Consider the following 25,368-nt stretch of genomic DNA (forward strand, 5'->3'; position numbering starts at 1 on the left):
GAGAGCGAGCGGGAAGTACCTTCCGCAACGGAGTTTTTCCACCGCGCGGCCCCCGCGTGGACGGGTCGCCGCCGGGCGTCCCGACCGCTCCGACGGATGCGTGCATATCTGATAGCGAGAAAACAGTTATGTATGGTGCATGCAAACGTGTGCCTATGATCGGGGCGTCGGAACTGTTCGGGATACTCGCGGACGACATGCGCCGGCGACTGCTCCTGCTCCTGTTCGAAACGGAGCCAGTGACGGTTCCTGACGGGGTGTTGACGCGGAGCGCGGCGGCGTCGCCGACTGCCCGTGCCGACGGGCGCGGGTCACACCAGTCGCGGCGAACGGTGGAGGTGCGCCTGTATCACGTGCACCTCCCGAAACTGGTCGCCGCCGGGGTCGTCGAGTGGGAGCGCGAGGCGAACCTCGTCAGGCGGGGACCGGAGTTCGAGGCCGTCGAACCGCTCCTGGAACTCCTCTCCGAGAACGCGGCGAAACTCCCGCAGGAAGTGTACTGACGGCCGGACGCCCGGTCTGTCAGTCGATGTAGTCGAGGGCGGACTCGATGCGGCCCAGTTCCGGGCCGGTGGTGTCCTGGCCGACGACGTAGCCCGCGCCGTTGGCGACGAGCCCGGACCCGACGAGCGGCGCGCCGTAGTTGACGGTGCCGATGTCGGCGGGGACGCCCAGCAGCTCCTCCAGGAAGTCCAGTTCCGCGTCGGTGGCGTCGGGGTGACAGAGGACGCCGCGGTTGGTCGCGACGGCGGCCGTTCCGACTGTTCGCGAGCCCGCGAGCACGCCCTGCTCGACGGGGACGTCGAGGGCGTCCTCGACGGCGCGGACGGCGGTCTCGGTGAGATCGGGGTGGACGTACGCGCCGGTGTCGTTCGCGAGCACGACGTTGCCGGCTGCGTTGATCCGGCCGGGCAGTTCACCGACCGGGAGGTCGGTCGCCTCGCCGATGGCGTCGCGTTCGCGCTCGCGGACGCGACTGCTGACGAGCAGCCCGTTTCCGTTGCCCGTCGCGAGAGACCCGACGGTGCCCGACCCGCCGACGGTCGTCGGGACGACGGGGGCGTCGAGCTCCTCGCCGAGGTCCTCGCGCAGGTCGGCCTCGACGTCGGGTCGCACGAGGACGCAGTCGTCGGTGGCTCGTGCGAAGACACCGACGTACGCCGAACCGGAGAAAGCCGCGCGGAGCAAGTCTACGCTGCCGTCTCGGCTTCCACGACGCTCTCGCCCTCCTCCTCGAAGCGCGCGGCGCGGACCCGGAGCTTTCGCGGCGGGTTCTGCCGACCGTTGGCCCACACCGCCTCGTTGATCGAGGGGTCGAGCCTGATGGCGTCTTCGTCGACGGAGAAGTTCTTCGCGAGATGCTGGCGGACGATGGACATCGCCTTGTCGGCCTGCTTCTGCTCGGGCGCGGCCTTCACGTCGCGAAGCGGGACAGTGACGACCCGCTCCTCGAAGTCTCCGGCGCTCATTCGTCCGTGTCGCTACGGCGCCAGTGGCGCCGTTTCGGGTTGCGGCTGACGTTGCGGTCCGTCTTGAGCATGACCCACGGCGGGACACGCGTGTTCTGGCGCTCCAGCTTCCCCAGGCGCTTCTTCTTGGCTTTCGACTTCTTACCCATAGTGTCACCCTCTTCCCGGCCGGCGCTTAAATTCCTGTTCCTTTCACCCTCGACCGATCCGTGCCCCGGTTTCCGCCCCAAGCCCACCGCCGATCCGGCCGACGCTCCCGGCCGCCCCCTACCGGTATCAGGATTGATTTCTCGGCAGGTGCCTCTTTGTATCGGTATTCGAGCGTAGTACGTATGAACCGTCGAGCCGTGCTGAGGACTGCTGTCGTGGGTCTCGCGGGCGGCGCCGGCTGTATCGGCGGCGGTGGCGAAGTCGTGACGACCGTCCAGCGGTCCGTCTCGGTCCAGCCCGGACAGGGCTGGATCAAGGAGATCCCGGACGTGTCCGACCCGGGCGGCGCGATCCAGTACCGTGCGAAAGCCGACCGACCGTTCGACGTGTACTTCTTCTCCGAGGAGGAGTCGTACATGTTCTACGACACGTACACCGACGGCGGGGACCCGGCGCTGACACCCGCGGGCAATACGGACGTGAGTACGACCGCCGAGGAAGTCGCGGAGGACACCTACGAGGCCGCGACGGACGACGGCGGCGCCCGGGAACCGATCGACGCCAGCGGACCGTACTTCTTCGTCGTCGACCACTCGGACTACCGCGACGACGCGGCGCCCGACGACGACGAACCCTCTCCCCTCGAAGTGTTCGTCGACCTGACCGTGACCGAGCGCAAGTTGCTCTGAGCGGACGGGCCTGCCGACGCGACGCTTCTCAGGCGAACGCGAGCGGCACCATCACGAGCACGCCGGCGGCGACGCCGCCGACGAGTTCGCGTCGGCCGCCGCCGGGCAGGCTTTCGCCGTGGTCCAGGGCTTCCGGGAGGAACTCGGTGACGACGAGATACACCATCGCGCCGGCCGCGAACCCGAAGCCGAAGGGGAGGAACTGCTCCGCCAGCGTGACGAAGTAGTAGGCGATCACCGCTCCGATGGGCTGGGGCAGACTCGAGAAGACGGCCCACCACACCATCCGCCACTCGCTCACGCCCATCGCGCGCAACGGGATGGAGATCGCGACCCCCTCCGGGACGTTGTGGATCGAGATGGCCACGGTCATGAACACCGCCAGCACGGGCAGGGACAGCCCCGCCAGCGAGACGGTCGCGAGACTCGGGTCGTCGATGCCCAGTTCCGCGAAGGAGACGCCGACCGCCACGCCCTCCGGGAAGCTGTGGACGGTCAGGATACCGAGGATGAGCACGAGTTTCCGGAAGTCGGCCTCCTCGTACTCCTTCGGGTCGAGCTCCGCGCCCTCCAGCACCTCGTGACCGACGACGACGAGGGCGACGCCCACGACGACCCCCGGCCCGATCGCGACCGCGGCGTCGACGAGCCCCCCGTCGACGACGGCGAGCCCTTCGCGGACGAGTCCGAACAGCGACGCCGCTACCATGATCCCGGACGCGAGGCCCCACAGCACCACGTTCCACCGGTCGGAGATGTCGTCGACGAGGAAGAAGGGGATCGCGCCCAGCCCCGTCGCTAGCGCCGTCAACAACCCCGCGACGAACACCAGCACCAGGTTCGCGATCGGGTCCATACGCCACTCGGTTGCACCTCGGCGGGCGTAAATGTTATCACGAATCTGATTGTTTTCGGGAGACCTAAAGCCGATGCCCCTCGTCGGGCTCGGAAAACCGAGGCCGCGGACTGCGCCGTGACAACGTGTGGTTAATGGTCCTTATATGCACTATGAATATTCGACCACCTATGTGGTGAGATATAAATACTGGTTCGCTGAATAATACAGTATGTCAACTACCCAGGCACGCACGACTGACGCGGACGCGGCGGAGACGGGCGCGCGGCCCCACCGGGTCGTCGACCCGCTGGACGCGACGGGGCGGATGACCGTTCGGACGCCGGACGGCGAGGAACGGACGGTCGTCGACTGTCTCGACGGCCTCGTCGCGGAGCGACTCGCCGACCGCGCGCCCGGTTCGACCGTCCGTCTGGAGCTCTCACCGGCCGACGGCGAGGGGTACGTCGCGGCGCGCGTCCTGCCCGGCGGGCTCCCCGCGCTGTAAGCCGCCCTCCGATATCGACTCCCACTCCCTACAATGGGAACCGCTCGACGGTGTCGTAGGTCGGCCCGTCGGGGCCGAGCACGCTCTCTTTCACTCTCATCTCTTCGACTTCCAGTCGGCCCACGTCCGGGTCGTCCTCGCGAACCACGTCCTGAACCCGCTCCTTGCCGCCGGCGTGTTCCATCCGCGCGATCGTCGCGTGCGGCGTGAACTCGTGGTCTTCCTCGTCGAATCCCATCGCCGTCGTCCGCTCCTCGACGGCCTCGTGGAGGCGCGTCAGTTCCTCGCCGCCCGAACGCGTTCCGACCCAGACGACGCTGATGTAGTCGAGACTCGGGAAGACGCCGAGGCCGCCGAACTCGGCCTCGAACGGGCCGACACCCGCGTCGGCGACCGCCGCGTCGAGTTCGTCGACGAGGTCGTCCAGCCGATCGGGGTCGGTGTCGCCGAGGAACTTCAGCGTGACGTGGGCCTGTTCGGGGTCGGTGACGTTGAGCCCCGACGCCCCCTCGAAGCGCTCCTGGACGGCCGCTATCTCGTCGGCGAGGCCGTCGAGGTCGACGCTGACGAACAGTCGCTTGCCCATACCAACCGCTCGGACCGCTCGCGTCTTAGTTGTGGTTCCACCGCCAGACTGATGCCGGAGTGAGTCGTCGTCGACCACGTGTCGACGGACGCCCTCCAGCGGACTATCAGGCGGTGTACGGCCGTGATCGTGCTGGCGATCGGGATCCACCTCACGACCGTCACTCGCTCGGGGAACGACTGGGGCTTCCTGATGACAGTCGTAGCGGGAATCTATCTCTTCACGAGCGTAGTCGACCCGGGCGAGGACACGTCAGCAGCCGACAGCGACGACGGGGCCGGCAGTGACCACGGTGCCGACAGCGACGACGGGGCCGGCAGTGACGAACGCGGGGACGGCGCGGAGTCCGGCGGTCGGTCGGACGCGGGCGGCTGACGTACCGGTGACGTAGCCCTTAACCGGTCGGCTCGCGTATCGGGGGGTATGACTGACGACCGGGACGACCACGAGTTCTCGTCGGGCCAGGGGTTCGACGACCCCTACGAGGGGTTCGACATCGATCCGCCGGAGTTCGAGGTCGACCCCGACATGGTAGACCCCGTCGACTCGCGCGTCCTCGCGGACGAACTCGACGAGCGGAACATCGCCGCCAACGAGGTCGACGCCGAGCAACTGCTCGACGTGGGCCTGAGCTACATCGCCATCAATCGCTACGAGCAGGCCACGGACGCACTCGAACGGGCCGGCCGCTACGCCGACGACGAGTCCATCCGACAGGAGGCCTGGGCTAACAAGGGCACCGCGCACGCCGAACTCGAGGAGTGGGACGCCGCCATCGGCGCCTACCGCGAAGCGCTCGACATCGACGACGACTCCGAGCACGCCGCCACCGCCGAGACCAACCTCGCCTACGCGCTCTGGGAGTCCGGCCGCACGGAGCAGGCGCTCGAACACGCCGAGCGGGCGGTCGAGATCGACCCCCGCTTCGCCGAGGCGTGGTACAACCGCGGATTCTTCCTGCTCGAACGCGGCCTCGCGGAGGACGCCCGCAACGCCTTCGACAACGCCATCCGCCTCGGGTTCCGCAACGCCGAGATCATCGAGGAGAAGGCCCGAGCGCTGGAGGAGCTCGGCGAGGACGAACGCGCCGAGGAACTGGCCGAGGAGGCCGACGAACTCCGCCAGGAGGCCGAGGCGGAGCTGGTGGAGTAGGCGATGCTTCTCAACGAACGAGACACGGACGAAGGACTTCTCGTCTCCGTCTGCGACCCGGAGGACCTTGGCGAGACCTACGAGGCCGACGAGGTGTCGCTCACCGTCGAGCCCGAGTTCTACGACGGCGAGGAGGCCACCGAAGGGGAGGTCGTCGACAGCCTCTCGCGCTGCACGACCGCCAACATCGTCGGCACCGAGGCCGTCGGCCTCGCCGTCGAACACGGTTTCGTCGACGAGGAGAACGTCCTCGAACTCGGCGGCACGCGTCACGCGCAGTTGCTCTGGCTGTAGCTTTCGGAAGCGCCAAACAGAGTTCGCGCGAACCGAAGGAAAGTTGCCCGTCGAGTACGTCGTAGCGAGTAATGGGACTGTCAGAATCGGAACCGCTGGACACGTCGGCGATACGCGACGACTTCCCCATCCTCGAACGGGAGTTCCGCGGGGAACAGCTCGTCTACCTCGACAACGCGGCGACGAGTCAGACGCCCGACCAGGTCGTCGACAACATCGCACACTACTACCGCAACACCAACGCCAACGTCCACCGCGGGCTCCACCACCTCAGTCAGGAGGCCTCCATCGCCTACGAGGAGGCCCACGACCGCGTCGCCGAGTTCATCGGCGCCGAGGGGCGCGAGGAGGTCGTCTTCACCAAGAACACGACGGAGTCGATGAACACCGTCGCGTACGCGTGGGGACTGGCCGAACTCGGTCCCGGCGACGAGATCGTCCTCACGGAGATGGAACACCACGCCGCGCTCGTCACCTGGCAGCAGATCGCCAAGAAGACGGGCGCCGAGGTGAAGTACATCCGCGTCGACGACGAGGGCTACCTCGACATGGACCACGCCCGTGAGCTAATCACGGACGATACCGAGATGGTGAGCGTGGTCCACGTCTCGAACACGCTCGGCACGATCAACCCGGTCACCGAGATCGGCGAGATCGCCCACGACAACGACGCGCTCTACTTCGTCGACGGCGCGCAGTCGGTGCCCCACATGCCCGTCGACGTGCAGGACATCGACGCGGACTTCTTCGCCTTCTCGGGCCACAAGATGTGCGGTCCGACCGGTATCGGCGTCCTCTACGGGAAAGAGCATCTCCTCGAGGAGATGCAGCCGTACCTCTACGGCGGGATGATGATCGAGAAGGTGACCTACGAGGAGTCGACGTGGCACGAGCTCCCGTGGAAGTTCGAGGCCGGGACGCCCCCTATCTCCGAGGGCATCGCGCTCGCCGAGGCGTGTGACTACCTCGACGACATCGGGATGGAGCGCGTCCGGCGCCACGGCGAGGAACTCGCCGAGTACGCCTACGACCGCCTCTCGGAGTTCGAGGACATCAACATCCTCGGGCCGGGGGGCGACGACCGCTCAGCCCTCGTCTCGTTCAACCTCGACGGCGTCCACGCCCACGACGCCTCGGAGATCCTCAACGAGTACGCCGTGGCGGTCCGGGCCGGCGACCACTGCACCCAGCCGCTCCACGACAAGCTCGGCGTCTCCTCGTCGACTCGCGCGAGCTTCTACATCTACAACACGAAGGCGGAAGTCGACAAGCTGATCGACGCGCTGGACGAAGCTCGCCAGCTGTTCGCGTAGGGCGGTCGCGGTGTGCGTCTGACCCGCCGTCCGCTGTTCGAACCGGGCCAGAGACCCGCAAGCAAGGTTTTGACACTGCAGGCCCTGATCCGTACCATGTGTGATCGAGTAGTCGTCGGTCCGTCCACAAGAGCCGTCGCGACTGCTGCGGAATGAGTATCGCTCCCGAGGTCGGGCGGTGGCGCGACTGGTTCCCGGTTCCGTCAGAGAGCGGAGACATCGGTCTCCACCGGTGGGTGATGCTGGAAGCCAACCGGATGGCCGTCACCGGAGCGCTGCTCACGGTGGTGTTCGGCTCGTTCATCCTCCTGGGGATGGTCTGGACCTTCGAGATGCAGACCCTGCTGACCGAGACGTCGACGGTCGAGACGATCCTCAACACGTTTCTCGGTGGGATGATCCTGCTGGTCTCCATCGTCGTCTCGATCAACTCGATCGTCCTCTCGTACGACATGAGTTCCGTCACCATCCAGGAAGACCGGGTCGAGGGTGCGACGGAGTTCCGTCGGAACCTCGCCGAGCTGACCGAGGCCGGGGAGAACCCGTCCGACCCGACCTCGTTTCTCACAGTCATGTCGCGGACGATCCACGACCGCGCAGACGGACTCGACGACGACGTCGACGGCGTCGAAGCGGAACTCGCCGACGAAATTCGAGACTACGCGTCCTCTATCGAAGACACCGCCAGCCAACTGGGGGCCGTCGATAACACCAACGGCGCGGAGTTCGCCGTCCTCTGGAAAGGGATGGAGTTCCAGTACGGCCCGCAGATGGAACGGTCGCGGGAGCTCAGGTCCACCCACGGGCTGACCGACACCGCCAAGGACCAGTTCGAGAGCCTCATCGAGGCCTTCGAGATGTTCGCCGTCGGGAAAGAGTACTTCAAGACGCTCTACTACACCCAGGAAGTGTCTCGGCTCTCGCAGACGCTCCTCATCATCACGCTCCCGGCCATCCTGGTCAACGCGTCGACGATCCTCGCGATCAACGCCGGGATCCTCCCCAACTTCTGGATCCTCGGTCTCCCACCGTTGCAGACCCTCGTCGCGGCAGCCTTCACTATCTCGCTCGCCCCCTACCTCGTCTTGACCGCTTACATGCTCCGTATCTCGGCGGTCGCCCGTCTGACCTCGTCTGCCGGAATCTTCACGCTCAACTGAACCGGGCCGTCGTCCCGGCCAGTGCCCCCGATATCTCGGACGGCCACACCGGAAGCCCGGACGAGGCGACCCCCTGTCGCAGGCACAGGCGGAACACGGATACTGGGACGTGTCACCGGCATGCCGTGAGAGACGGGCGTGGCGCCGCCGTGGGACGTTCTCTCGGTGAATCTCGACGCCGAAGAGATCGAGGAAGGCGGTGGCGGTAGCGGTCAGCGGTGGCGGCAGCGGTGGCGGTACGGTCAGCGGTGGCGGTAGCGGTCTGCGGTGGCGGTAGCGGTCTGCGGTGGCGGCACGGTCAGCGGTGGTGGCAGCATCCGGCGCCGGTTCTCCGCGGCGAGTGACCGAAGCGAACGAGCCGCGCCTTTTTGACCACCGGAAGACGATCCGCTCGCTTCGCTCGCGGCTGCGACTTCCGAGCCTCGTCTCGCTCCGCTCGACGAGACCATGTTTTTGCCGGGAGGGTGCCCGCAGCGAACGGAGTGAGCGAGGACACCCGAGCGGGAAAAACATGGTTTTACTGAATCCCGGTCTGGACCGTCCGTTCGTCGGTCTCGTCGGCCTCGGAGACGGACTCGCCCTCGTGGCGGGTGCGGACGCGGGGGTTGAACAGGCGGTCGGTGCCCTGCGAGAGGAGGATGAGGCCGAGCGAGAGGAGGACAATGGGGATCATCGGGACGACGATGACGTAGCGCGGGCCGGCGGGCGTGAGCGCGCCGAACTGCTGGTAGGCCCAGTTCATCATCACGCCCCAGTTGTTGGGCTGGTTCACGGGGAGGAAGCCGAGGAAGTACAGCGCGACGCTGTCGTAGATGACCCGGCGCGAGGCGTAGACGAAGTTGACCATCACGTACGGCATCAGGTTCGGGAGGATGTCCTTTCGGATGATCCGGGCGGTGCTGGTGCCCATCGTTCGGGAGGCCTCGACGTAGGACTGTTCGCGGAGCGAGAGCACCTGCGAGTGGACCGTTCGCGCGAGGCCGGCCCAGACGTTGATGGTGATGATGATGCCGACGAGGTACGGCGACTCGGGCCGGAGGATGGCGACGATCACGATGACCAGCGGGATCCCCGGGATCGCCATGGCGACGTCGGTGAGAGTCATCAGGACCGACTCGACGCGGCCTCGCTTGTAGCCGGCGACCGTCCCGACGACGGTTGCCATGACCGAGGAGAACACGCCGCCGGCGGCGATCATCTGGAGCATCGACGGCGTCGACCAGAGGATCGCCGACAGGAGGTCGCGGCCGGTCGGGTCGGTCCCGAGGGGGTGTCGCCAGTCTTCGAAGGGGCGCAGTCCCTGGCGCCACGTCTCGTCGAGGCTCTGGATACTCGACGGCTGACTGAGCTCCCACGGTGAGCCGACCGCGCCGAGCGCGGCGTTGAGGACCTCGTAGCCGGCAACGTGCGCGCTGGTGAGCAGCGCCGCGGCGACGAACGACGCCATGACGAGGAGGCCGGTCTTCGTGCGCCAGTCCGACCAGGCGACCCTGAACGGGACGACCACGCCCTTCGAGACGGACTCGGTCATCCGTTCGCGGCGGCTGATACTGGTGGCGTCCGACTCGTCGAACAGCCCCGGGCCGTCGGTCGCGGACTCAGTACGCTTCACCTTGCTCACCTGCCTTGATCCGGGGATCGAGCTTGCTGTAGGTGACGTCCGCGACGAACGTCGCGATCACGACCGCGACCGTGATCACCAGGAACGTCCCCATCATGAGGACGACGTCGCGGTCCTGGATCCCCTGGTACATGTAGATCCCGACGCCGCGGTACTGGAAGATCTGTTCGAGGATGACCGACCCGCCGAGCATGAACCCGATCGCCAGCAGGAGGCTCGTGTACATGGGCAGGATGGCGTTGCGGCCCACGTATCGGAGCGCGATCCGACGTTCGGGGATGCCCCGTAGCTGGGCGACCTCCACGTAGTCCTCCCCGAGCGTCTGGATGCTGTTGCCCCGCATCGCCAGCGCAAGCAGGCCGTACTGCGTGAGGACGAACGACAGCGCGGGCAGGGTGGCGTGGCGGAGCGCCGCGGAGACGAACTCGAGGGACGGGCCCGGCGAGACGCCGCTGGCCATCCGGTAGCGCGCCGGGAACAGGCCGGTGATGGGGCCGTCGCCGTAGCCGACCCAGAGGATGAGCAGGATGCCCGCGACGTAGTACGGGATGGACGTCGTGACGATCCCGATCGCCGTGTTCGCGAGGTCGAACCTCGACCCCTCGCGGTAGGCCATGACCGCTCCGAGGGTCAGCGAGAGGGCGAACAGGCCGGTCGTCGCCAGCGACATGACCAGCAACGTCCACGGGACGGTGTCGACGAGGAGCGCGTTGACCTCCGACTGGGCCGTCCAGGAGGTCCCCAGGTTCCCCTGCAGGACGTTGGACATGTACGTGAGGTAGGCCTCGTAGACCGGCGCCTCGGGGTCGTACATCAGCTGGTTGGCGATGGTACGGCGGATCGCCTCCGGGTTCTGCCCCGTACTGGACGCGATCTGGGTGACGTATCGTTCGACCATCGAGCCCGGGATGGACCACGCCAGGACGAACGAGATGCTGACGACCGCCCAGAGGGTGAACACCGCCTGGCCCGCGCGTTTCAGGTACCAGTTCATGGCGAGTGGTCACTCGCCGGTGGCCTTCATGAGCCCCGGCGTGTCGTAGCCGTCCAGCGTCTCGTCGACCTTCGGGAGCCACCACATCGGCCAGAACGTCTGGAAGTGGTCCGACTCCTCGGGGATCTCGAAGCGGTCGGTGTTGACGAACGACTGCTCGTACTTCTCCATGATGACTCCGACCGGGACGTCCTCGTTGACGACCCGCGCGAGTCGGCGGACGATCTCGGCCTGCTGGTCGCTGTCGCCCGTGCGGACGAGTTCGTTCAGCGACGCCATGACGTCGACTTCCTCGCCGTCGACCTCGACGGTCGGATCCTCGCTCAGGTAGCCGGTGAAGTGCGACTCGGTGTCGCGGAACCGGTTCCGGAGGATGTAGTCCAGCGAGAAGTACGGGTGAGCCATCCGGGGGGCGCCGCCCAGGGTGTGCTGGTCGGCACAGACCACCCAGTCGTCGGAGTTGGCGTAGCCGCCGGGGCCGGACTCGCGGGAGTCGGCCTCGGCGTCCCAGCCGGCGTCGGTCAACTGGTCGACGATCGCCTGGCATGCCGTCGCCCAGTCCGACCAGCCCGCCGGGAAGGTGATCGGGACGGTTCCGATCGAGTCCTTGCTCTCGCCGATCTGGGAGAGCAGTTCGTCGGCGCGGTCGTCGTCGCGGGTGTACGCCGTGAACGCGTCGGGGTTCATCGAGTCGAACCAGTTCTCGACGGAGCCGGCTGTCAGGCCGGTCTGTGCGGGGTGGTGGATCTTCGAGGAGTCGCTGACGTTGGCGATCACGGCCTCGCGGTTGATCGACCACATGAGCGCCTGTCGGGCCGCGCGCTGGCCCCAGATATCGTGGTCCTGGTCGAACCACAGCCCCATCCCGAACCCGCCGGGGATCGAGAACTCGCGGACCGAGTCGGGGAACTGGTCGAGCACGTTCGGCGGGACGAACAGGCTGTGCTGGCCGTCGGCCTCGTTCTCGATGTAGGAGGTGTGGGCCGCCTGGTTGCCGTCGCGGTACTCGACGCGGTAGCCCGTCCAGTTGTACTGCTCGGCCAGCGCGTGGTCGGCGACGCCGTCCAGCCCGCTCCTGACCTCGGTCTGGGAGTACTGGTCGGTGTGGTCGGTCAGGTGGACCGGCCCGGAGGAGTCGGGTTCGGCGACCTCGACGCCCGCGGGGTCCTCCTCCCAGTTCGTCCCCTCCCAGTTGGCCGGCGGCCGGTCGGCGAGGTTGTTGTCGAACAGCGCGTAGTTGACGATGTCCTCGCTGGTCTCCGAGGGGTAGGAGATGGTCAGTTCGTAGTCGCCGGTCGCCTCGACGTCGTCGATGAACTCCCAGACGGCGACGTTGGCCGCCCGGTCGACCTCCAGCTGGAACACCAGGTCCTCGGCGGTGACCGGGTCGCCGCTCTCCCCCCACGTGAACTCCTCCGAGAGCGTCAGCGTCACCTCGCCGTCTCCGTGTTCCCACTCCTGGACGAGGTGCGGGACGAACTCGTCGGCTCCGATCTGGTACTGGGTCCACGGCGCCCACATCCCGAACTGGTCGTGCGGGATGAACCAGCCCACCAGCGGGTTCCACTGGTACTCCGAGGCCTGGAAGTCCGTCTGTGTCCCGCGGAACCAGACGTCCTGCTGACCGCCGCCACCGCCCCCGTCACCGTCTTCGTCGTCCGCTCCGCCGCCGCCCGAACACCCCGCGAGGGTGACCGCGCCTGTCGTTCCCGCGAGCGATACGAACTGCCGTCGGGAGACCACCGCACCGTAGCCCCCACTCTCCTTCTCTTCTGGAGACATGTGGATTGGTCCTTCATACCACTCTTTCATAAATGTTTCTTCGAAACTGAGTGTACTTTTTAAATGGAAGTGAGAATGACAGGCTCGCGTGGACGCGAGTTCGCCGACTCGAACTGACTGGCCCGTAGCGGCCGTGAAACACGCCAACAGATTCTTCTGTTCGTGGTCTGACGGGACACGCATGACAGAGTTCGACGTGAACGCGCACCTCGAAGCCGCGCGAGCGGAACCCGAGTCGGTCGAGACTGCGAGGCTGGTGGACGCGCTCGACGCCGACGACGGGACGAGTCGGGCGCTCGCCCTGCGCGCGCTCGCTCACGTGGCGCGGTCGAATCCAGACGAGGTAGCCGAGCACGCCGACGCGGTCCGTGCGGCGCTCGACGACGGCTACCCCGTCGCCGAGGGGGACGCGGCGCTGGTCTGTGCGGAACTGGCGCGGGACCGGCCCGAGCTCGTCCGGCCCGTGGTTCCGCGACTCGTCGGGATGCTCACCGAGATTCCGCCGCGGAAGGGGTATCGGGCGGTCAGTGCGCTCGTTCCGGTGCTCGACAGTGACCCGCGGGCTTTCGTGCCCGAAGCGGACGCGCTCGTCGACGCGCTGGCCGACCCGCCGTCGGTCGACGTGCCGACCGGCGACGAGCTGGCCGACCTGCCGGACGGGGAGCGACAGGAGCGAGTCGAGCGGCTGTCCGCCAGGCGCGATCAGATCCAGCAGGACCGCGTTCGGACGTTCGGCATCCGGGAGTTCGCGGCCCACGCGCTCGTCGAAGTGGCCGAGAGCGACCCGACAACGCTGGCCGACCGCGTCGACGACCTCGCCGCGGGACTCGCGGCCGAACCGGCGGCGGCCCGTGTCGGCGCGGCCGACGCGCTCGCCACCGTCGCGAGCGCCGACTCCGCGGCCGTCGAGCCCGTCGTCGACGACCTGATCGACGCCCTCGATGCGGACGGGGACGGCGTGCAGGTCTACGCGGTGCGAGCGCTCGGTCACGCCGGCGCGAGTGAAGCAATCGACTCGCTCCGCCGGCTCGCGGCGGCCGACGTTGATCCACAGCTGGCGACGCTCGCCGCCGAAACTGCCGATTTCCTGGCCGAAACGGAGCAGGACTGAACCAGCGGTGGCCCGGTCAGTTGCTCGCCGAGAGCCGCTGACACCGCCAGAGGACGAAGCCGACGCCCAGGGCCGTCGGACCCAGCAGCGCGAAGTTGATCCCGACGACGACGAGCGATCCCTGCTGGGTCCCGGGAGACACAGACGCGCCCGGGACCAGTGCGAGGACGAGCACGTTCATGATCAGGAAGACCGTCACGACCAGCAGGAGGAGGTAGAAGAACGGTGCGAACCGACAGACGGTGTTCCAGAACCGCTCGCGTGTCGAGTCCGGCGGCGGGGCTTCGCCCAGTCGGTCCAGCAGCGACCGCCGGGTGGCGACTCCGGATTCGCCGCGGTCGCTTCCCGCCTCTGGGCCGTCGTCCATGAGAGAAGGTGTCAGCCCCACTGTATAAAACGGCGCCGGTCAGGTCGAGTGAGTCGGCGGTAGCGGTCTGCGGAAGCGGTGGCGGTAGCGGGCTGCGGAGGCGGTGGCGGTCTGCGGAGGCGGTGGCGGTCTGCGGAGGCGGTGGCGGTCTGCGGAGGCGGTGGCGGTCTGCGGAGGCGGTGGCGGTCTGCGGAGGCGGTGGCTGTTGCGATAGCGGTCCGCGTGGCGGTAGCAGTCTGCGGAGGCGGTGGCGGGCCGCGGAGGCGGACTGCGGTGGCAGGTGGAGCTAACGTCCGGCGCCGGAGGCGCCGGTTCACCGACTGCGAGGCCGGAGGCCGAGCAGTCGGCCTTTTTCACCCATGTTTTTGCCGGAGGGGTCGCTCCGCGACCCCTCCGGGAAAAAGATGGTGGGGTTTAAGCAAGTCATTCCGCTAGTGACGGGCGTGGAATCGCCGTTCGACGTTCTCTCGGTCGACCCCGACGCGGACGCCGAGGAGATACAGGAGGCCTACCGGGAGCGGATCAAGGACGCCCATCCCGACCACGGGGGATCGGCTCGCGAGTTCCAGCTCGTGAGGGCCGCCTACGAGGAGATCAAGGACGGGGGTGCCGAGGAGGCGGTCGACGGTGAGGGGGGCGAGGAGCGGTCACCGGGCGAGCGGGCCGCGGGCGCCGGGGCCGCCGGTGAGGAGGGCGAGCGGCCGGCTCGCGAGCGTCGCTGTCGGGTCGAGTACCTCAACTACGAGGTGCTGGACGACCACGGGTGGGACGTCGATGACGAGGAGCTCTTCGAGGTGGCCGCGGACGGGGGACTCGACCGGGAGGACTACGGACAGTTCTGGGTTCGGCCGCGCGAGTCGCTGCTGGAAGCGGCCGAGCGCCACGGGTTCGCGTGGCCGTTCGCCTGCCGCGGCGGCGCGTGTGCGAACTGTGCGATCATCATCCTGGAGGGGGAGATGCGGACTCGCGTCGACCACGTGCTCCCGCCGGAGATGCTCGAGAAGGGGTTCCAGCTGTCCTGTAACGGGATGCCGGTCTCCGACGAGCTACAGGTCCTCTACAACGTCAAGGCGATGCCGGAACTCGAGGAACTACTCCTGCCGCCGCGGCCGTTCGAGCAGGCTCACGACGACTGACTCCGTCACTCGGCCGCACGCCGACTCCCCTCGTCACTCGGTCGCACGCCGGCCCCAGACTTTTTTGTGGGTGCATCGACGCGACGAACGTGAGCCACTGGACCGAGCGGCTCTTCCGCGAGCAGGCGGATCTGTTCGCGGAGAGCTTCGAGGACGTGTTCGACGCGGCAGACGAGCAGGTGGCGGCGCTGCTCGACCTGCTGGCCGAGGAGTGCGACTGCGAGCCGGAGCGGTCGCTCGATATCGCCTGCGGGGTGGGCCGACACGCGCTGGCGCTCGCCGACCGGGGGGTCGAGGCGGAGGGGCTGGACTTCTCGGCGTCGTTCGTCGAGCGGGCGCGCGAGCGTGCGAGCGACCGCGGCGTGGCCGACCGGACGGCGTTCCGCCACCACGACATGCGCGACCTCGACGAGTGGTCGGGGGAGTACGACCTGATCACGGTGTTCTGGAACTCGATCGGGTACTACGGTCGGGCGACCGACGAGCGAGTGCTCGCGGACGCCCGCGAGTTGCTCGCTGACGACGGCGTGCTGGTCGTCGAACTGTCGAATCGCGACTTCCTGCTCCGGAACTTCGACGCGGCGACGGTCAGCGAGAGCGACGACCGACTGTCCGTCTATCGGCAGGCGTACGACCCCGGGACGGGGCAGTTCGAGACAACTATCGACGTGTTCGACGCGACCGGGGCGGGCTACGACTACGTCGACACGATGGAGTGGGAGAATCGGCTGTACGCGCCGCCTGTGCTCCGGGATCTGTGTGAGTCTGCCGGATTCGAGACGGTTTCACTGTTCGGTGGATTCGACGGGAGCGACCTGACGCTGGAGTCCGAGCGGGTCGTGGCGCTTGCGCGGTGAGTTCGGGGTTAGCCGCCGAACTCCCAGCCGGCGCTCTCGAGGCGCTTCTCTTCGACGCGGTCGACGGCGTCCTCGTAGTCGTCGGGTGCGTGGTGCTCGTGGTCGGTCGCCAGTTCGCTGGCGCGCTCGAACCACTCCTCGGCGTCCTCGTAGTAGTCGCCGGCCTCGTCGTCGTCCTCGGCGTCGTCGCCGTCGCGTTCGAGCGACTCGGCGTGCGCGCTCATCGCGTCGAGCAGGCCGGCGGTCACCCAGGCGAGCTGGTACTCCAGCGCGCCCTCGGAGACGGGAGCGTGCCCGTTCCAGCCGGCGTCGGCGGCGGCGCTGTAGCGCTCGAAGGCGTCCTCCCAGGCGTCGACGGCGACGGTCGCGTCCTCGGCGGACAGCGCGGTCTCGCAGCGACCGGCCGCGTCGTCGAGGAACGCCTCGCCGGCAGTACGGAGGTCGTCGTCGAGCGAGTCGAGCCGTTTCTGGGCGCCCACCGGCACGCGGTCGACGTCGCCGATGGTGTCGCGCGCCTCCTCCAGCGCCTCGGCGGCGTCGACGTACTCGCCGCAGGCGTCGCCGTAGCGCTCCTCGTCGAGCGCCGTCTCGACCGTCTCGATGGCTGCCTCGGCGCGGTCGAGCCACGCGTTCACGCGGGCGTGGTCGAGTTCCTCGACGACCGTATCGATCTCGGCCCGGATCTTCTCTTCGGGCGCGCGGTCCTCGCGAGTGGCACACCGCCGGGCCTGCGAGAACTGCGACCGGGCCGACAGCGCGTGCTGGTCGGGGTTCTCCCCGCGTTCGCAGGCGTCCTCGAAGGCGGCGATGGCGTCGCGGGCCTGCGCGAGCGCGGCGGACATCTCGGACCACGACGACCCGACCTTGTCGATGTAGTCCTCGGCGGCCTCCACGTCCCCCTCGTCGGGGTCGAAGACGACGGTCTCGTCGTAGGTCTGGACCTCGATCTTGCTGTTGAGCAGCCCCTTCCGAACGTGACTGGTCTGCAGCGCAGTCATCTCGAAGGCGATCTCGGCCTCGTCGGGCTGGTCGCCGAGGACCCACAGCACCCGCTCGTCGGTGACCAGCATGAACGCGCCGTGGTCGCCCCCCGATTCGATCGTCGTCGTTCGACCGTCCTTCGTGTGTTCGATCGTCCCGCCGTTCGCGAGCGCGTGCTTCAGCTCTTCGCCATCACGTAACAGATCGTCTAGATGTTCCGCGTCGGCGTCGGAAGATTCCGACCCACCGGATATCGCGTCGTTGACTCGGTCGAACATACCCTGTGCTCTTTGAGTATATCCACGAGGGTCGGTAATAAACTTCGGTGTAGATTCACGCCACGAAGACACCCGCCGATCCGATTTATGGACCGTTTACCCGCACGTTTGCCGGGCGCGTGCGAACGAGTCCCTCGGAATCCTTTTCCGCCGCTAGAGCGTATCGTCGCCCACCAATGGGCATCGGCGGATCGGATATGTACCGACAGCAGATCCTCGACCACTACAAGAACCCGCGGAACTACGGTGAGATCGAGGAGGCCACGTTCACCCACGTCGGCGAGAACCCGATGTGCGGCGACACTATCGAGATGGACGTCGTCCTCGACGACGACGAGGAGGCAATCGAGCGCGTCGCGTTCCGCGGCGACGGCTGTGCGATATCGCAGGCCTCCGCGTCGATGCTCTCCGAGCAACTCGCCGGGATGAGCGTCGCGGACCTCGAGGAGATGGACAGGGACGACGTCGTCGACATGCTCGGCGTCGACATCTCGCCGATGCGTATCAAGTGCGCCGTGCTCGCCGAGAAGGTCGCACAGGACGGCGCGGAGATCTACTTCGGCGAGAAGGACGTCGACCGGACGACGACCGAAGACGACGAGGAGTGAGCGGTCGCAGTCCGGGCTGCTGAGCGGGTATTTCGGCGGTGTTTCTTCGGCGCTACTCTCCGGAGAGCCGCGCTCACTCCGCGTCCTCGGGCTCGACGACGGTCGTCTCGTCGTCGATACCGTGTTCGATCTCGACCGAGTGGCGGGTGTGGCGGGCGTGGATGTTCGCCCATCGCTCGGCGGCGTGGCGGACGAGGTGTTCGGACCCTTCGGGACAGCGACGGCACTTCGCGAGCCAGGTCGTCACGTCGTCCGGGAAGTGGCCGGTGTGGCGCTTGTGGTCGAGCGCGAACTGTTCGATGGCCTGGTTCCCGACGCCCAGGTCGTCGAGTTCGTAGGCGAGGTCCCACTCGCGGTCACAGCGCGAACAGCTGACGGTCGGTGTGTCGTCCAGGTCTGTCGGCGTCGTGCCGCCGGGGCCGGGGTCGTCCCCGTCGCGGCTATCGTCTGGCATGCCAGTCCGTTCCGCCGCGACGGTCTTGGGTCTGTTGGGGTCGTGCTCTCCGAAACCGGGACGTATTTCCCCCCGAACGCGCCTTCACCGACAACGTGAGACCGACGACGGTGACCGCCGGCCGCGGTCCGCGACCGGGCCGCTCCGACGGGGCTGAGTCGCCTCGGCTCTCCCGCCCGTCGGGAGGTGACCGATGGTAGCCCGCCGACTCGCGCGATTCGACGCGCTCGTAGCGACGGCGCTGGTGTGGTTCCTCGGGAAGTTCCTCCGCTACGCCTTCCCGCCCCTGTTCGAGACGATCGGGACGACCTACGGCGTCTCCCGGACCGTCCTCGGCACGGCGTTCACGGGACTGATGCTCGTCTACGCGGCGATGCAGTTCCCCTCCGGTCTGCTCGCCGACCGGCTGGGCGCGGTCCGGGTGATCACCGTCGGCGCGCTCGTCGCGGCGGGCGGCGCGCTCGCGCTGGCAGTCGACGCGCCCCTGTGGGTACTCGTCGGCGCGATGGCGCTCGTCGGCGCCGGCACGGGGACCTACAAGACGGTCGGGGTCAGCCTCCTCTCGCGGGCGTATCCTGCCCGGACGGGGCGCGCGCTGGGGGTGTTCGACACGTTCGGCACGTTCGGCGGCGTCGCCGCGCCCGCGGCGGTCGTCGTCGCAGCGGGTCTCCCGCCCGTCCTCGGCGCGCCGTGGCGGACGCTCTTCCTCTCCGCCGGCGTCGTCGGTATCGCGCTCGCCCTCCTGTTCGCCCGTCGCGTCCCGCGACGGCTCCCGGACGAGCCGGCGGGCGCGACCGAGGACGGCGCCGGGTCGGCCGACGCCGCGTCGGGAGACGGCGGTGTTCCGTTACGCACGTACGTCGCGCTGTTTCGCGACCGCCGGTTCGCGCTGTTCGTCGTCGTCACGCTGTGTTTCTCCTTCGCGTACAACGGCGCCGTCGCCTTCCTCCCGCTGTATCTGACCGAGGAGACGGCCGTCTCGGCGGCGACGGCGAACCTGCTGTTCAGCGCCCTGTTCGTCGTCAGCCTCGTCCAGCTCGTGACCGGCGAGGCGAGCGACCGGGTGGGCGTCGTCCCCATCCTCGCGCTGACGCTCGGGACCGCGACGGCCGGGCTCGTCGCGGTGCTGGCGTTCTCGGCGACCGGCGGTCCCCTGCTGCTGGGCGGCGCGGTCGTCCTCCTCGGTCTGGGCGCTCACGGCTATCGCCCCGTCCGGGGCGCGTACATGATGGCCGTCGTCCCCGAGTCGGTCGCGGGCGGGAGCCTCGGCGTGGTTCGGACGCTCCTGATGGGCGCCGGCGCGGTCGCACCGGCTATCGTCGGCTACCTCTCCGAGACCGCCGGGTTCGGCGCGGCCTTCCGCCTGCTCGCCGCCGCGCTCGTCGCCGCGACGCTCCTGACGCTCGTCCTCTGGGCGTTCGACAGGTGACAGGGCCGTCCACGGAACGACGGGAAAGATACATCAACTGTCGAACACTCGTCGAGACCGTACGAACCATGGATGTGAGGAGATTGTCGGACTTCGTCCTGGTGTGGTTCGTCAGTCTCGTCGCGCTCAACTTTCTGGTCTTCCCGCTACTGTCGCTCCCGCTCGGCATCTCCGTACAGACCCTGCTGGCTACGGCTCTGGGGTTCCTCCTCGCGTTCGTCGCGATTTATCGACTGGACATTTCGTTCCCGTCCTCTGAAACTGGGTGACGGCCCGCCGCGAGGCACACTCCTCACTCCGGGTCCCAGTCCAGCCCCGTCCCGACCGCCGAGACGCCGCCGTCGACCCGCATGTTCGTCCCAGTGACGAACGACGCTTCCGCCGAGGCGAGGAAGGCGACGGCGTCGGCTATCTCGCGCGGTTCGGCCGCACGCTTGAGGATCCCCGGGCCGTCGGCGCTGGGCGTCGTCTGCTCCTCGCGGTACTCGCGGGCCGTTTCCGGGTCGTCGGGGAGGTGGTACTCGGTGACGACGTAGCCCGGCGAGACGGCGTTGACGCGGATCCCGTCGGGCGCGTGGTCGCAGGCCATGTCCTTCGTCATCGCGACGATCGCCCCCTTCGTCGAGTCGTACTGCGCCCAGTCCGGCCGGCCCACCTCGGCGCCCATCGACGCGACGTTGACGACCGACCCGTTCCGGTCCCCGTCGCCGGTCTCGCCGTCGACCATCAGCGGGATCAGGTGTTTCGCGCAGAACGCGACGCCCTTCTGGTTCACGTCGACGATCCGGTCCCAGCTATCCTCGTCGGCCTCGGTGACGGGCCGGGGGTCGACCCTGATCCCCGCGTTGTTGACGAGTACGTCTACCCCACCGAAGCGGCTTTCGACGCGCTCGGCCATCGCCTCGACGGCGGCCTCGTCGCCCACGTCGGTCTCGACGGCCAGTGTCTCGCTGTCTGTCTCGGTCGCGATGTCGCCGGCGACGCTCTCGGCTCGTTCGCCCAGTACGTCGACGACGACCACGTCGGCGCCGTCGTCTGCCAGTCGCCGGCAGGTCGCTTCGCCGATGCCGCGCGCGCCGCCGGTGACGACAGCGACGCTGTCGGCCAGTCGATCGGTCATGGGTCGCCGTTCGGCTATCCGCGGCTTGTAGCTGTCGGCGGCTCACTCGAACTCGGTTACACAGAACCCGTTGCCCTCCGGGTCCTCCAGCACGGTCCACGTCGCGGTGTAGCCCTCGCCGGATTCGGTCTTCGTCTCGCGGACGGACGCCCCCAACTCGGTGAGGCGCTCGACGGCCGTCGCCCGGTCCGCGGCGGCGAAGTCGAGGTGGATCGGCAGGTTCCGTTCGGTCCCTTTTGGCAGCTCCTTGAACAGGAGCGCGGGACCGCGCTCTCGGTCGACGATCTCCGAGTCGAAGGCGGGGAGGTCGCGCCGCTCGCCTCCCAGTGCTCGCTCCCAGAACGTCGCCTGTTCCTCGGGATCGTCACAAGCGAAGGTAATATGTTCTAGCTCGATCATGCACTAGAATCATCTCGCCCCGCCGAAAAGCGCCTGTCGGTAGCGGCGAATGATGACAGTTCGGCGTCAGAACGAGGGTCGGTGACCGGACCGGACGCGCGTCGTTACGCCAGGAAGACGTGTCGCGGACGGTCGGCGAGGACCTCGCGGCCCCAGGCGACGGTCTCGCGGAAGTCGTCGGAGCGGAAGAAGGCCATGGCGTCCTCCCTGGCGTCCCAGCGGCTGGCGATGAACATGTCGTTCTCGTCCTCGCGGTTGGCGAGCAGGGCCGTCTCGCGGTGGCCGTCCATCTCGGCGAGCGCCTCGCCGACGTCGGCGAAGGTGTCGACGAAGTCCTGCTGGTGTTCGGGCACGACGGTGTAGAACATCCCCATCGTCCCGAAGCCCTCGCGCTCCTGCGGGCGGCCGACGATATCGGGGAGGTCGGTGAGGAAGTCCGCGGCGGTGTCGGCGGCGCTCTGGGTCTCCCAGAGGCTGACGACGGCGACCGCCCCGTCCTCGTCGCTGTGGTCGCTGTACACCGCCGTCTTGACGTGCGTGTCGTAGCGGTCGAACCCGTCGCGCAGGTCCGACACCTCGTCGTCGAGGGTCTCGGGGTCGGCCTCGGAGTAGAGGACGAGCGCGTACACGTCCTCACCGTGGGGCTGCCCGGCGTAGACGCCCTCCGCCGCGAGTTCCTCGCGGATGTCGGCGGCGGTGGTGTCGTCGCTCGCCTGCGTCTCCGCCGCGTCGCGTTCGTCGGTCTCGTCCGAGACTGCGTCGGCGTCGCCGAGCGGGCCGCGGGCGCTGTGTCTGACGGCGTCGATGTCGGTGAGGAACCCGAGCGCGGTGTCGGCGGCGCGCTCGTTGGCCCAGACGCTGACGATGGCCGTCTGACCCTGGTTCGCGCGGACGCTCGTCAGGACGTGCGTGTCGTAGTGCTCGAAGTTGCCGCGCAGGCCGTCGACCTCGTCGACCAGCGCCTCGGCGTCGGCGTCGGCGAAACAGACCAGTCCGTAGTCGCCGTCGTCGTAGTCCTCGGGGTAGACGCCGAAGTTCGCGAGCGTCCGGCCCATCTCCTCGGCCTCCTGCTCCTCGACGGCGTCGTCGTCGGTCCCCTCCTGCACCGCGGCCGGGGGACCGCCGCTCGCGCTCCCGTCGTTCGATTCGGCGGTCGCCTCGGCGGTCTCGGCCGCTCCGCCCTTCGTCGAGTCCGCGCTGCCGGTCGCGTTCCCGGCGTGGCTCTCCGCCGGCGGATCGGCCGAGCCGTCGCCGCGGCCGTGTGCGCCGCCGCCGTGGCCGTCGCGGCCGGCGTTCGACGCGCTGGCGTGGGCCGCCTGCTCGCCGTTCGTCTCCGCGGGGGCGTCGGCGGCCGGGACGTGCTCGCCGGCGAGGTAGGCGTCCAGGTCCGCCGGCGGGAACTTCCGGCCGACGTAGAAGGGGCCGAACTCGGCGAACTTCGACGAGGAGGGGTCGAAGCGCATCTCGTAGAGGAGTTCCTTCACGTCGGTCAGGTCGTCGGCCCAGAGGGTGACGCCCCACTCCCAGTCGTCGATGCCGACGGAGCCCGTGATCATCTGTTCGACCTTGCCCGCGTAGCCGCGGCCGATGTCGCCGTGACTGTCCATGTGCTCGGCGCGCTCCTCGAAGGGCAGGTCGTACCAGTTCTGGTCGGGCGTCCGGCGCTTGGACATCGGATAGAAGGAGACGTGCTCGCTGTCGGGGATCTCCGGGTGGAGCCGCGACCGGATGTACTGGGCGAGGCCGGAGTCGTCGTCGACCTCGCCGTCGAAGTACTCCTTCGCGCGGTCGCTGTAGCCCGACGCCTCCGTGACGGAGACGTAGGAGTAGCTCTGTTCGGTGAACTGTGCGAACTCGGTGCGCTCGAACTCGCGTTCGAGGCGTTCGGTGTCCGCGAGCGTCGGTCGGAGGTGGACGACCATGAGGTCGGCCTTGTGGCCGACGATACCGTAGAGGGCGGAGTCGCCCTCGGCGGCGTCGGCGACGGCCTCGGCGGACCGGAGGAAGTCGACGGCCTCCTCCAGCGCCCGTTCGCGGACGCGCTCCGGGGCGTCCCGCCAGGCCTCCCAGTCGACCGTCCGGAGGTCGTGGAAGGCGTACCACCCCTCTTCCGTCTGCGGCGGCTCACGTCTGACCATACCGGCAAGTAGCGAGTCGCCGTTTAGGAAACTTGTCTTTCCGGACGCCCGCGGCCGCCGAACGGCGGGCCCGCGAGCCCGTCAGCCGAACAGTTGCGGGCCGAACAGCATGAGGAACAGGCCGGCGAGCATCAGGAGGCTGATCGAGGCGGTGACCGCGGTGGTGGCCCGGCGGCCGTCTTCGATGGGGAGCCGGGCGACGACGGACTCGGCCGACGAGCGGAGGATGTGCCCGCCGTCGAGCGGGAAGGTGGGCACGCAGTTGAACACCCCGAGGTTCAGGTTGACCCACGCGGTCCAGAAGAGGACGTTCGCGATCATGAACACGCCGCCGCCGAGCGCCGAGAGGGGGCCGGTGACGGTGTAGAAGTTCGCGACGTCCGGGACGAACCCGGCGAAGTTGTAGCCGATGCTCGGTGCGATCGTACTCAGGAACGGCACGAGGAGGACGACGAACATCTGCTGGAGGAACTGCCCGCTGAACAGTCCGCCCCAGGGCCCGCTGAACCCGCCGAGGTAGGAGAGGAACTGCGCGGCCGGGTACACGTCGATCCCGGTGTCGACCACGCCGATCCCGCTGTACCCCTGCTGGGTGCGGAGCCCGAGCGCGTCGCCCCTGTCGGCCCCGGAGCCGACCGTGACGGAGTAGGTGTCGGGTTCGCCACCGACCGTCGCTCGCACGTCGACCGTCGAGCCGTCTTCGAGACCCCGGACGACGCTGCTGTACGCGGACGCGTTGGGCGTGCGCTCGCCGTCGACGTGCGTGACGATCACGTCGGTCCCGTCGGTCGGGACGGAGGCGTTCGCGAGCGGGCCGTTCTCGACGGCGAGCCCGTAGGCACCGACGGGGAAGGTCGCGTTCCCGCGGTTCGTCCGTATCGTCGCCGTCTCGCGGTCGCTCATCGCGCGGGCGAACCCGCGCTCCGTGTAGACGTCGGTCCCGTTTATCGCCTCGACGAACGTCGGGTCGTCCGGGTTCGGCTCGATCCCGTCGATGACCGAGGGGACCGACCGCATCAGCATCAGTTTCCGTTCGAGCGTCGTCGTCTCGCCGCTCTTCAGCGTGAGTTCGACCTCGCGGTCCTCGATGTCGGCGAGCGCGGCCTCGAACTCGGTGACGTTCGCGATGGGCTGGCCCTCGACCTCGGTGACGAGGTCGCCGTAGCCCAGCCCGGCCTCCTGGGCGGCCGACTCCTCGGCGACGTTGCCGACCGGGACGCCGGCGGCCACGGCGATCGAGCCCGAGACCGGGCCGAACAGGATGAGGAAGCCAACGAACGCGACGAGGAAGTTGTTCGTCACGCCGGCGGCGAACATGCGCGTCTGACTGCCCCGAGAGGCTTTCAGCCGGCTCTCCTCGTCGGGTTCGACGAACGCGCCGACGGGGATGAACGCGAAGAAGGCCAGTCCCATCGAGTCGATGTCGATGTTCTCGACGCGACAGAGGAGGCCGTGGCCCCCTTCGTGGACGACGAGACCGATGAGGAGGCCGAGCACGATCTCGGGCGCGGCGGCGGGCGGGAGGAAGTCGTTGACGCCGGGGATGACCAGCACGTTCTGCGGGTTCTGGACGGGCTGGCGCTCGGGCTGTTGCATGGCCTGCAGGCCGGCGTTGAAGATCGCGGCGAACATGCCGACCATCGTGACTAGGGCCATCCCGACACCGAGGTTGCCCCAGGCGCGCCAGAAGCGCTTCGGAGCGGCGAGTCTCGTGAGGAACTCGCGACCGCGACCGGTGTGGAGGGTCGTGATGGGGCCGGAGACGCGGACGGACTCGGGGAGCTTCCCCCTGGCCTGCAATGCCATCGCCCCCGCCGTGTAGACGGCGATACCGGCGAGTACCCAGTACAGCGGGCGTACCATTACCCGAAGTCATGGGCCTGCCCGTCAAGAGCGTTTGGTTACCATCTTTTTCCCGGAGGGATTTCCTCGGTCGC

Annotated in this window: 29 protein-coding genes; 14 read left to right on the plus strand and 15 right to left on the minus strand. The window is 68.2% G+C overall.

Features of this window, described 5'->3' with window-relative positions:
- The first annotated feature begins 155 nt into the window (after positions 1–155).
- Positions 156–503, plus strand: coding sequence for a DUF7344 domain-containing protein (locus D1409_RS16130; protein ID WP_123538017.1), 348 nt, complete (start codon positions 156–158; stop codon positions 501–503).
- A 19-nt stretch (positions 504–522) separates the two neighbouring features.
- Here D1409_RS16130 and D1409_RS16135 read toward each other — a convergent pair whose 3' ends face one another.
- Genes D1409_RS16135 through D1409_RS16145 form a run of 3 tightly spaced genes read right to left on the minus strand, consistent with a single transcriptional unit; the run spans position 523 to position 1,618 of the window.
- Positions 523–1,188, minus strand: a complete 666-nt coding sequence (locus D1409_RS16135; protein WP_123538018.1) for a translation initiation factor IF-6 — start codon at positions 1,186–1,188, stop codon at positions 523–525.
- 2 nt (positions 1,189–1,190) lie between these two features.
- A complete protein-coding gene (locus D1409_RS16140; RefSeq protein ID WP_123538019.1) occupies positions 1,191–1,469 on the minus strand; it encodes a 50S ribosomal protein L31e in 279 nt (92 codons plus the stop codon).
- The gene (locus D1409_RS16145; protein WP_123538020.1) at positions 1,466–1,618 is read right to left on the minus strand and encodes a 50S ribosomal protein L39e; all 153 of its coding nucleotides are present in this window, start codon (positions 1,616–1,618) and stop codon (positions 1,466–1,468) included. Before D1409_RS16145 ends, D1409_RS16140 begins: the two co-directional genes overlap by 4 nt.
- A gap of 183 nt (positions 1,619–1,801) precedes the next feature.
- Between D1409_RS16145 and D1409_RS16150 the strand changes: the two genes are divergently transcribed.
- Positions 1,802–2,308: a hypothetical protein gene (locus D1409_RS16150; protein WP_123538021.1), complete on the plus strand. Its 507-nt coding sequence runs from the start codon at positions 1,802–1,804 to the stop codon at positions 2,306–2,308.
- Positions 2,309–2,336: 28 nt separating this feature from the next.
- On the opposite strand, the gene D1409_RS16155 is transcribed toward D1409_RS16150, so the two are convergent.
- A complete protein-coding gene (locus D1409_RS16155; RefSeq protein WP_123538022.1) occupies positions 2,337–3,164 on the minus strand; it encodes a ZIP family metal transporter in 828 nt (275 codons plus the stop codon).
- A gap of 211 nt (positions 3,165–3,375) precedes the next feature.
- On the opposite strand from D1409_RS16155, the gene D1409_RS16160 reads away from it, so the two are divergent.
- Entirely contained in the window at positions 3,376–3,651 is a 276-nt protein-coding gene (locus tag D1409_RS16160; RefSeq protein WP_123538023.1) for a hypothetical protein, read from the plus strand.
- Between the two features lie 28 nt (positions 3,652–3,679).
- Here D1409_RS16160 and thpR read toward each other — a convergent pair whose 3' ends face one another.
- Positions 3,680–4,237, minus strand: a complete 558-nt coding sequence (thpR, locus tag D1409_RS16165; RefSeq protein WP_123538024.1) for an RNA 2',3'-cyclic phosphodiesterase — start codon at positions 4,235–4,237, stop codon at positions 3,680–3,682.
- Between the two features lie 78 nt (positions 4,238–4,315).
- Here thpR and D1409_RS16170 point away from each other — a divergent pair, with 78 nt between their 5' ends.
- The 5 genes from D1409_RS16170 to D1409_RS16190 all read left to right on the plus strand — a co-directional run bounded on the left by D1409_RS16170 (position 4,316) and on the right by D1409_RS16190 (position 8,156).
- Positions 4,316–4,612: a hypothetical protein gene (locus D1409_RS16170; protein WP_123538025.1), complete on the plus strand. Its 297-nt coding sequence runs from the start codon at positions 4,316–4,318 to the stop codon at positions 4,610–4,612.
- 48 nt (positions 4,613–4,660) lie between these two features.
- A complete protein-coding gene (locus D1409_RS16175; RefSeq protein ID WP_123538026.1) occupies positions 4,661–5,389 on the plus strand; it encodes a tetratricopeptide repeat protein in 729 nt (242 codons plus the stop codon).
- Between the two features lie 3 nt (positions 5,390–5,392).
- Positions 5,393–5,683, plus strand: a complete 291-nt coding sequence (locus D1409_RS16180) for a DUF424 domain-containing protein (protein ID WP_123538027.1) — start codon at positions 5,393–5,395, stop codon at positions 5,681–5,683.
- A 77-nt stretch (positions 5,684–5,760) separates the two neighbouring features.
- Positions 5,761–6,996 (plus strand): aminotransferase class V-fold PLP-dependent enzyme, encoded by a 1,236-nt coding sequence (locus D1409_RS16185; protein WP_328587667.1) that lies wholly within the window; start codon positions 5,761–5,763, stop codon positions 6,994–6,996.
- A gap of 152 nt (positions 6,997–7,148) precedes the next feature.
- Positions 7,149–8,156, plus strand: coding sequence for a hypothetical protein (locus D1409_RS16190; protein ID WP_206425094.1), 1,008 nt, complete (start codon positions 7,149–7,151; stop codon positions 8,154–8,156).
- 517 nt (positions 8,157–8,673) lie between these two features.
- Here D1409_RS16190 and D1409_RS16195 read toward each other — a convergent pair.
- The 3 genes from D1409_RS16195 to D1409_RS16205 are packed head-to-tail and all read right to left on the minus strand — an operon-like array spanning position 8,674 to position 12,553.
- The gene (locus D1409_RS16195) at positions 8,674–9,768 is read right to left on the minus strand and encodes an ABC transporter permease (protein WP_123538029.1); all 1,095 of its coding nucleotides are present in this window, start codon (positions 9,766–9,768) and stop codon (positions 8,674–8,676) included.
- Positions 9,755–10,771, minus strand: coding sequence for an ABC transporter permease (locus D1409_RS16200; protein WP_123538030.1), 1,017 nt, complete (start codon positions 10,769–10,771; stop codon positions 9,755–9,757). The genes D1409_RS16195 and D1409_RS16200 overlap by 14 nt, the downstream gene beginning before the upstream one ends.
- Before the next feature lie 9 nt (positions 10,772–10,780).
- Positions 10,781–12,553 (minus strand): ABC transporter substrate-binding protein, encoded by a 1,773-nt coding sequence (locus D1409_RS16205; protein ID WP_164471726.1) that lies wholly within the window; start codon positions 12,551–12,553, stop codon positions 10,781–10,783.
- A gap of 181 nt (positions 12,554–12,734) precedes the next feature.
- On the opposite strand from D1409_RS16205, the gene D1409_RS16210 reads away from it, so the two are divergent.
- Positions 12,735–13,664, plus strand: a complete 930-nt coding sequence (locus D1409_RS16210) for a hypothetical protein (protein WP_123538032.1) — start codon at positions 12,735–12,737, stop codon at positions 13,662–13,664.
- 16 nt (positions 13,665–13,680) lie between these two features.
- On the opposite strand, the gene D1409_RS16215 is transcribed toward D1409_RS16210, so the two are convergent.
- Entirely contained in the window at positions 13,681–14,031 is a 351-nt protein-coding gene (locus D1409_RS16215) for a hypothetical protein (protein WP_123538033.1), read from the minus strand.
- Positions 14,032–14,474: 443 nt separating this feature from the next.
- Between D1409_RS16215 and fer the strand changes: the two genes are divergently transcribed.
- Together fer and D1409_RS16225 are read left to right on the plus strand one after the other, a co-directional pair.
- On the plus strand, positions 14,475–15,167 hold the full coding sequence (gene fer, locus D1409_RS16220) for a ferredoxin Fer (protein WP_123538034.1): 693 nt from the start codon (positions 14,475–14,477) through the stop codon (positions 15,165–15,167).
- A gap of 89 nt (positions 15,168–15,256) precedes the next feature.
- On the plus strand, positions 15,257–16,024 hold the full coding sequence (locus D1409_RS16225) for an SAM-dependent methyltransferase (protein WP_123538035.1): 768 nt from the start codon (positions 15,257–15,259) through the stop codon (positions 16,022–16,024).
- A gap of 8 nt (positions 16,025–16,032) precedes the next feature.
- On the opposite strand, the gene D1409_RS16230 is transcribed toward D1409_RS16225, so the two are convergent.
- Positions 16,033–17,283, minus strand: a complete 1,251-nt coding sequence (locus tag D1409_RS16230; RefSeq protein ID WP_123538036.1) for a PH domain-containing protein — start codon at positions 17,281–17,283, stop codon at positions 16,033–16,035.
- 176 nt (positions 17,284–17,459) lie between these two features.
- Here D1409_RS16230 and sufU point away from each other — a divergent pair, with 176 nt between their 5' ends.
- Complete coding sequence (gene sufU, locus D1409_RS16235; protein ID WP_123538037.1) at positions 17,460–17,891, plus strand: Fe-S cluster assembly sulfur transfer protein SufU; 432 nt, start codon at positions 17,460–17,462, stop codon at positions 17,889–17,891.
- 73 nt (positions 17,892–17,964) lie between these two features.
- Here sufU and D1409_RS16240 read toward each other — a convergent pair whose 3' ends face one another.
- Positions 17,965–18,345: a hypothetical protein gene (locus tag D1409_RS16240; protein WP_123538038.1), complete on the minus strand. Its 381-nt coding sequence runs from the start codon at positions 18,343–18,345 to the stop codon at positions 17,965–17,967.
- Positions 18,346–18,538: 193 nt separating this feature from the next.
- On the opposite strand from D1409_RS16240, the gene D1409_RS16245 reads away from it, so the two are divergent.
- Positions 18,539–19,774, plus strand: coding sequence for an MFS transporter (locus D1409_RS16245; protein ID WP_123538039.1), 1,236 nt, complete (start codon positions 18,539–18,541; stop codon positions 19,772–19,774).
- Between the two features lie 101 nt (positions 19,775–19,875).
- A complete protein-coding gene (locus D1409_RS16250) occupies positions 19,876–20,043 on the plus strand; it encodes a hypothetical protein (RefSeq protein ID WP_164471727.1) in 168 nt (55 codons plus the stop codon).
- 23 nt (positions 20,044–20,066) lie between these two features.
- Here the strand turns inward: D1409_RS16250 and D1409_RS16255 are convergent, their stop codons facing one another.
- From D1409_RS16255 to D1409_RS16270, 4 genes are all read right to left on the minus strand, one after another.
- Entirely contained in the window at positions 20,067–20,894 is an 828-nt protein-coding gene (locus D1409_RS16255; RefSeq protein ID WP_123538041.1) for an SDR family NAD(P)-dependent oxidoreductase, read from the minus strand.
- Between the two features lie 42 nt (positions 20,895–20,936).
- Positions 20,937–21,293, minus strand: a complete 357-nt coding sequence (locus D1409_RS16260; protein WP_123538042.1) for a VOC family protein — start codon at positions 21,291–21,293, stop codon at positions 20,937–20,939.
- 104 nt (positions 21,294–21,397) lie between these two features.
- Positions 21,398–23,431: a heme-binding protein gene (locus D1409_RS16265; protein WP_123538043.1), complete on the minus strand. Its 2,034-nt coding sequence runs from the start codon at positions 23,429–23,431 to the stop codon at positions 21,398–21,400.
- A gap of 81 nt (positions 23,432–23,512) precedes the next feature.
- A complete protein-coding gene (locus D1409_RS16270) occupies positions 23,513–25,294 on the minus strand; it encodes a site-2 protease family protein (RefSeq protein ID WP_123538044.1) in 1,782 nt (593 codons plus the stop codon).
- Between the last annotated feature and the right edge of the window lie 74 nt (positions 25,295–25,368).

Source organism: Halosimplex salinum (assembly GCF_003730195.1).
In the GTDB taxonomy this organism is placed as follows: domain Archaea; phylum Halobacteriota; class Halobacteria; order Halobacteriales; family Haloarculaceae; genus Halosimplex; species Halosimplex salinum.

Bases quoted from the DNA above. Each gene is read 5' to 3' on its own strand.
- D1409_RS16130 (WP_123538017.1), top strand. From the start codon at position 156: ATGATCGGGGCGTCGGAACTGTTCGGGATACTCGCGGACGACATGCGC.
- D1409_RS16245 (WP_123538039.1), top strand. From the start codon at position 18,539: ATGGTAGCCCGCCGACTCGCGCGATTCGACGCGCTCGTAGCGACGGCG.
- D1409_RS16215 (WP_123538033.1), bottom strand. From the start codon at position 14,031: ATGGACGACGGCCCAGAGGCGGGAAGCGACCGCGGCGAATCCGGAGTC.
- D1409_RS16140 (WP_123538019.1), bottom strand. From the start codon at position 1,469: ATGAGCGCCGGAGACTTCGAGGAGCGGGTCGTCACTGTCCCGCTTCGC.
- sufU (WP_123538037.1), top strand. From the start codon at position 17,460: ATGGGCATCGGCGGATCGGATATGTACCGACAGCAGATCCTCGACCAC.
- D1409_RS16205 (WP_164471726.1), bottom strand. From the start codon at position 12,553: ATGTCTCCAGAAGAGAAGGAGAGTGGGGGCTACGGTGCGGTGGTCTCC.
- D1409_RS16180 (WP_123538027.1), top strand. From the start codon at position 5,393: ATGCTTCTCAACGAACGAGACACGGACGAAGGACTTCTCGTCTCCGTC.
- D1409_RS16230 (WP_123538036.1), bottom strand. From the start codon at position 17,283: ATGTTCGACCGAGTCAACGACGCGATATCCGGTGGGTCGGAATCTTCC.
- thpR (WP_123538024.1), bottom strand. From the start codon at position 4,237: ATGGGCAAGCGACTGTTCGTCAGCGTCGACCTCGACGGCCTCGCCGAC.
- D1409_RS16150 (WP_123538021.1), top strand. From the start codon at position 1,802: ATGAACCGTCGAGCCGTGCTGAGGACTGCTGTCGTGGGTCTCGCGGGC.
- D1409_RS16160 (WP_123538023.1), top strand. From the start codon at position 3,376: ATGTCAACTACCCAGGCACGCACGACTGACGCGGACGCGGCGGAGACG.
- D1409_RS16240 (WP_123538038.1), bottom strand. From the start codon at position 18,345: ATGCCAGACGATAGCCGCGACGGGGACGACCCCGGCCCCGGCGGCACG.
- D1409_RS16265 (WP_123538043.1), bottom strand. From the start codon at position 23,431: ATGGTCAGACGTGAGCCGCCGCAGACGGAAGAGGGGTGGTACGCCTTC.
- D1409_RS16260 (WP_123538042.1), bottom strand. From the start codon at position 21,293: ATGATCGAGCTAGAACATATTACCTTCGCTTGTGACGATCCCGAGGAA.
- D1409_RS16255 (WP_123538041.1), bottom strand. From the start codon at position 20,894: ATGACCGATCGACTGGCCGACAGCGTCGCTGTCGTCACCGGCGGCGCG.
- D1409_RS16210 (WP_123538032.1), top strand. From the start codon at position 12,735: ATGACAGAGTTCGACGTGAACGCGCACCTCGAAGCCGCGCGAGCGGAA.
- D1409_RS16155 (WP_123538022.1), bottom strand. From the start codon at position 3,164: ATGGACCCGATCGCGAACCTGGTGCTGGTGTTCGTCGCGGGGTTGTTG.
- D1409_RS16190 (WP_206425094.1), top strand. From the start codon at position 7,149: ATGAGTATCGCTCCCGAGGTCGGGCGGTGGCGCGACTGGTTCCCGGTT.
- D1409_RS16175 (WP_123538026.1), top strand. From the start codon at position 4,661: ATGACTGACGACCGGGACGACCACGAGTTCTCGTCGGGCCAGGGGTTC.
- D1409_RS16270 (WP_123538044.1), bottom strand. From the start codon at position 25,294: ATGGTACGCCCGCTGTACTGGGTACTCGCCGGTATCGCCGTCTACACG.
- D1409_RS16200 (WP_123538030.1), bottom strand. From the start codon at position 10,771: ATGAACTGGTACCTGAAACGCGCGGGCCAGGCGGTGTTCACCCTCTGG.
- D1409_RS16145 (WP_123538020.1), bottom strand. From the start codon at position 1,618: ATGGGTAAGAAGTCGAAAGCCAAGAAGAAGCGCCTGGGGAAGCTGGAG.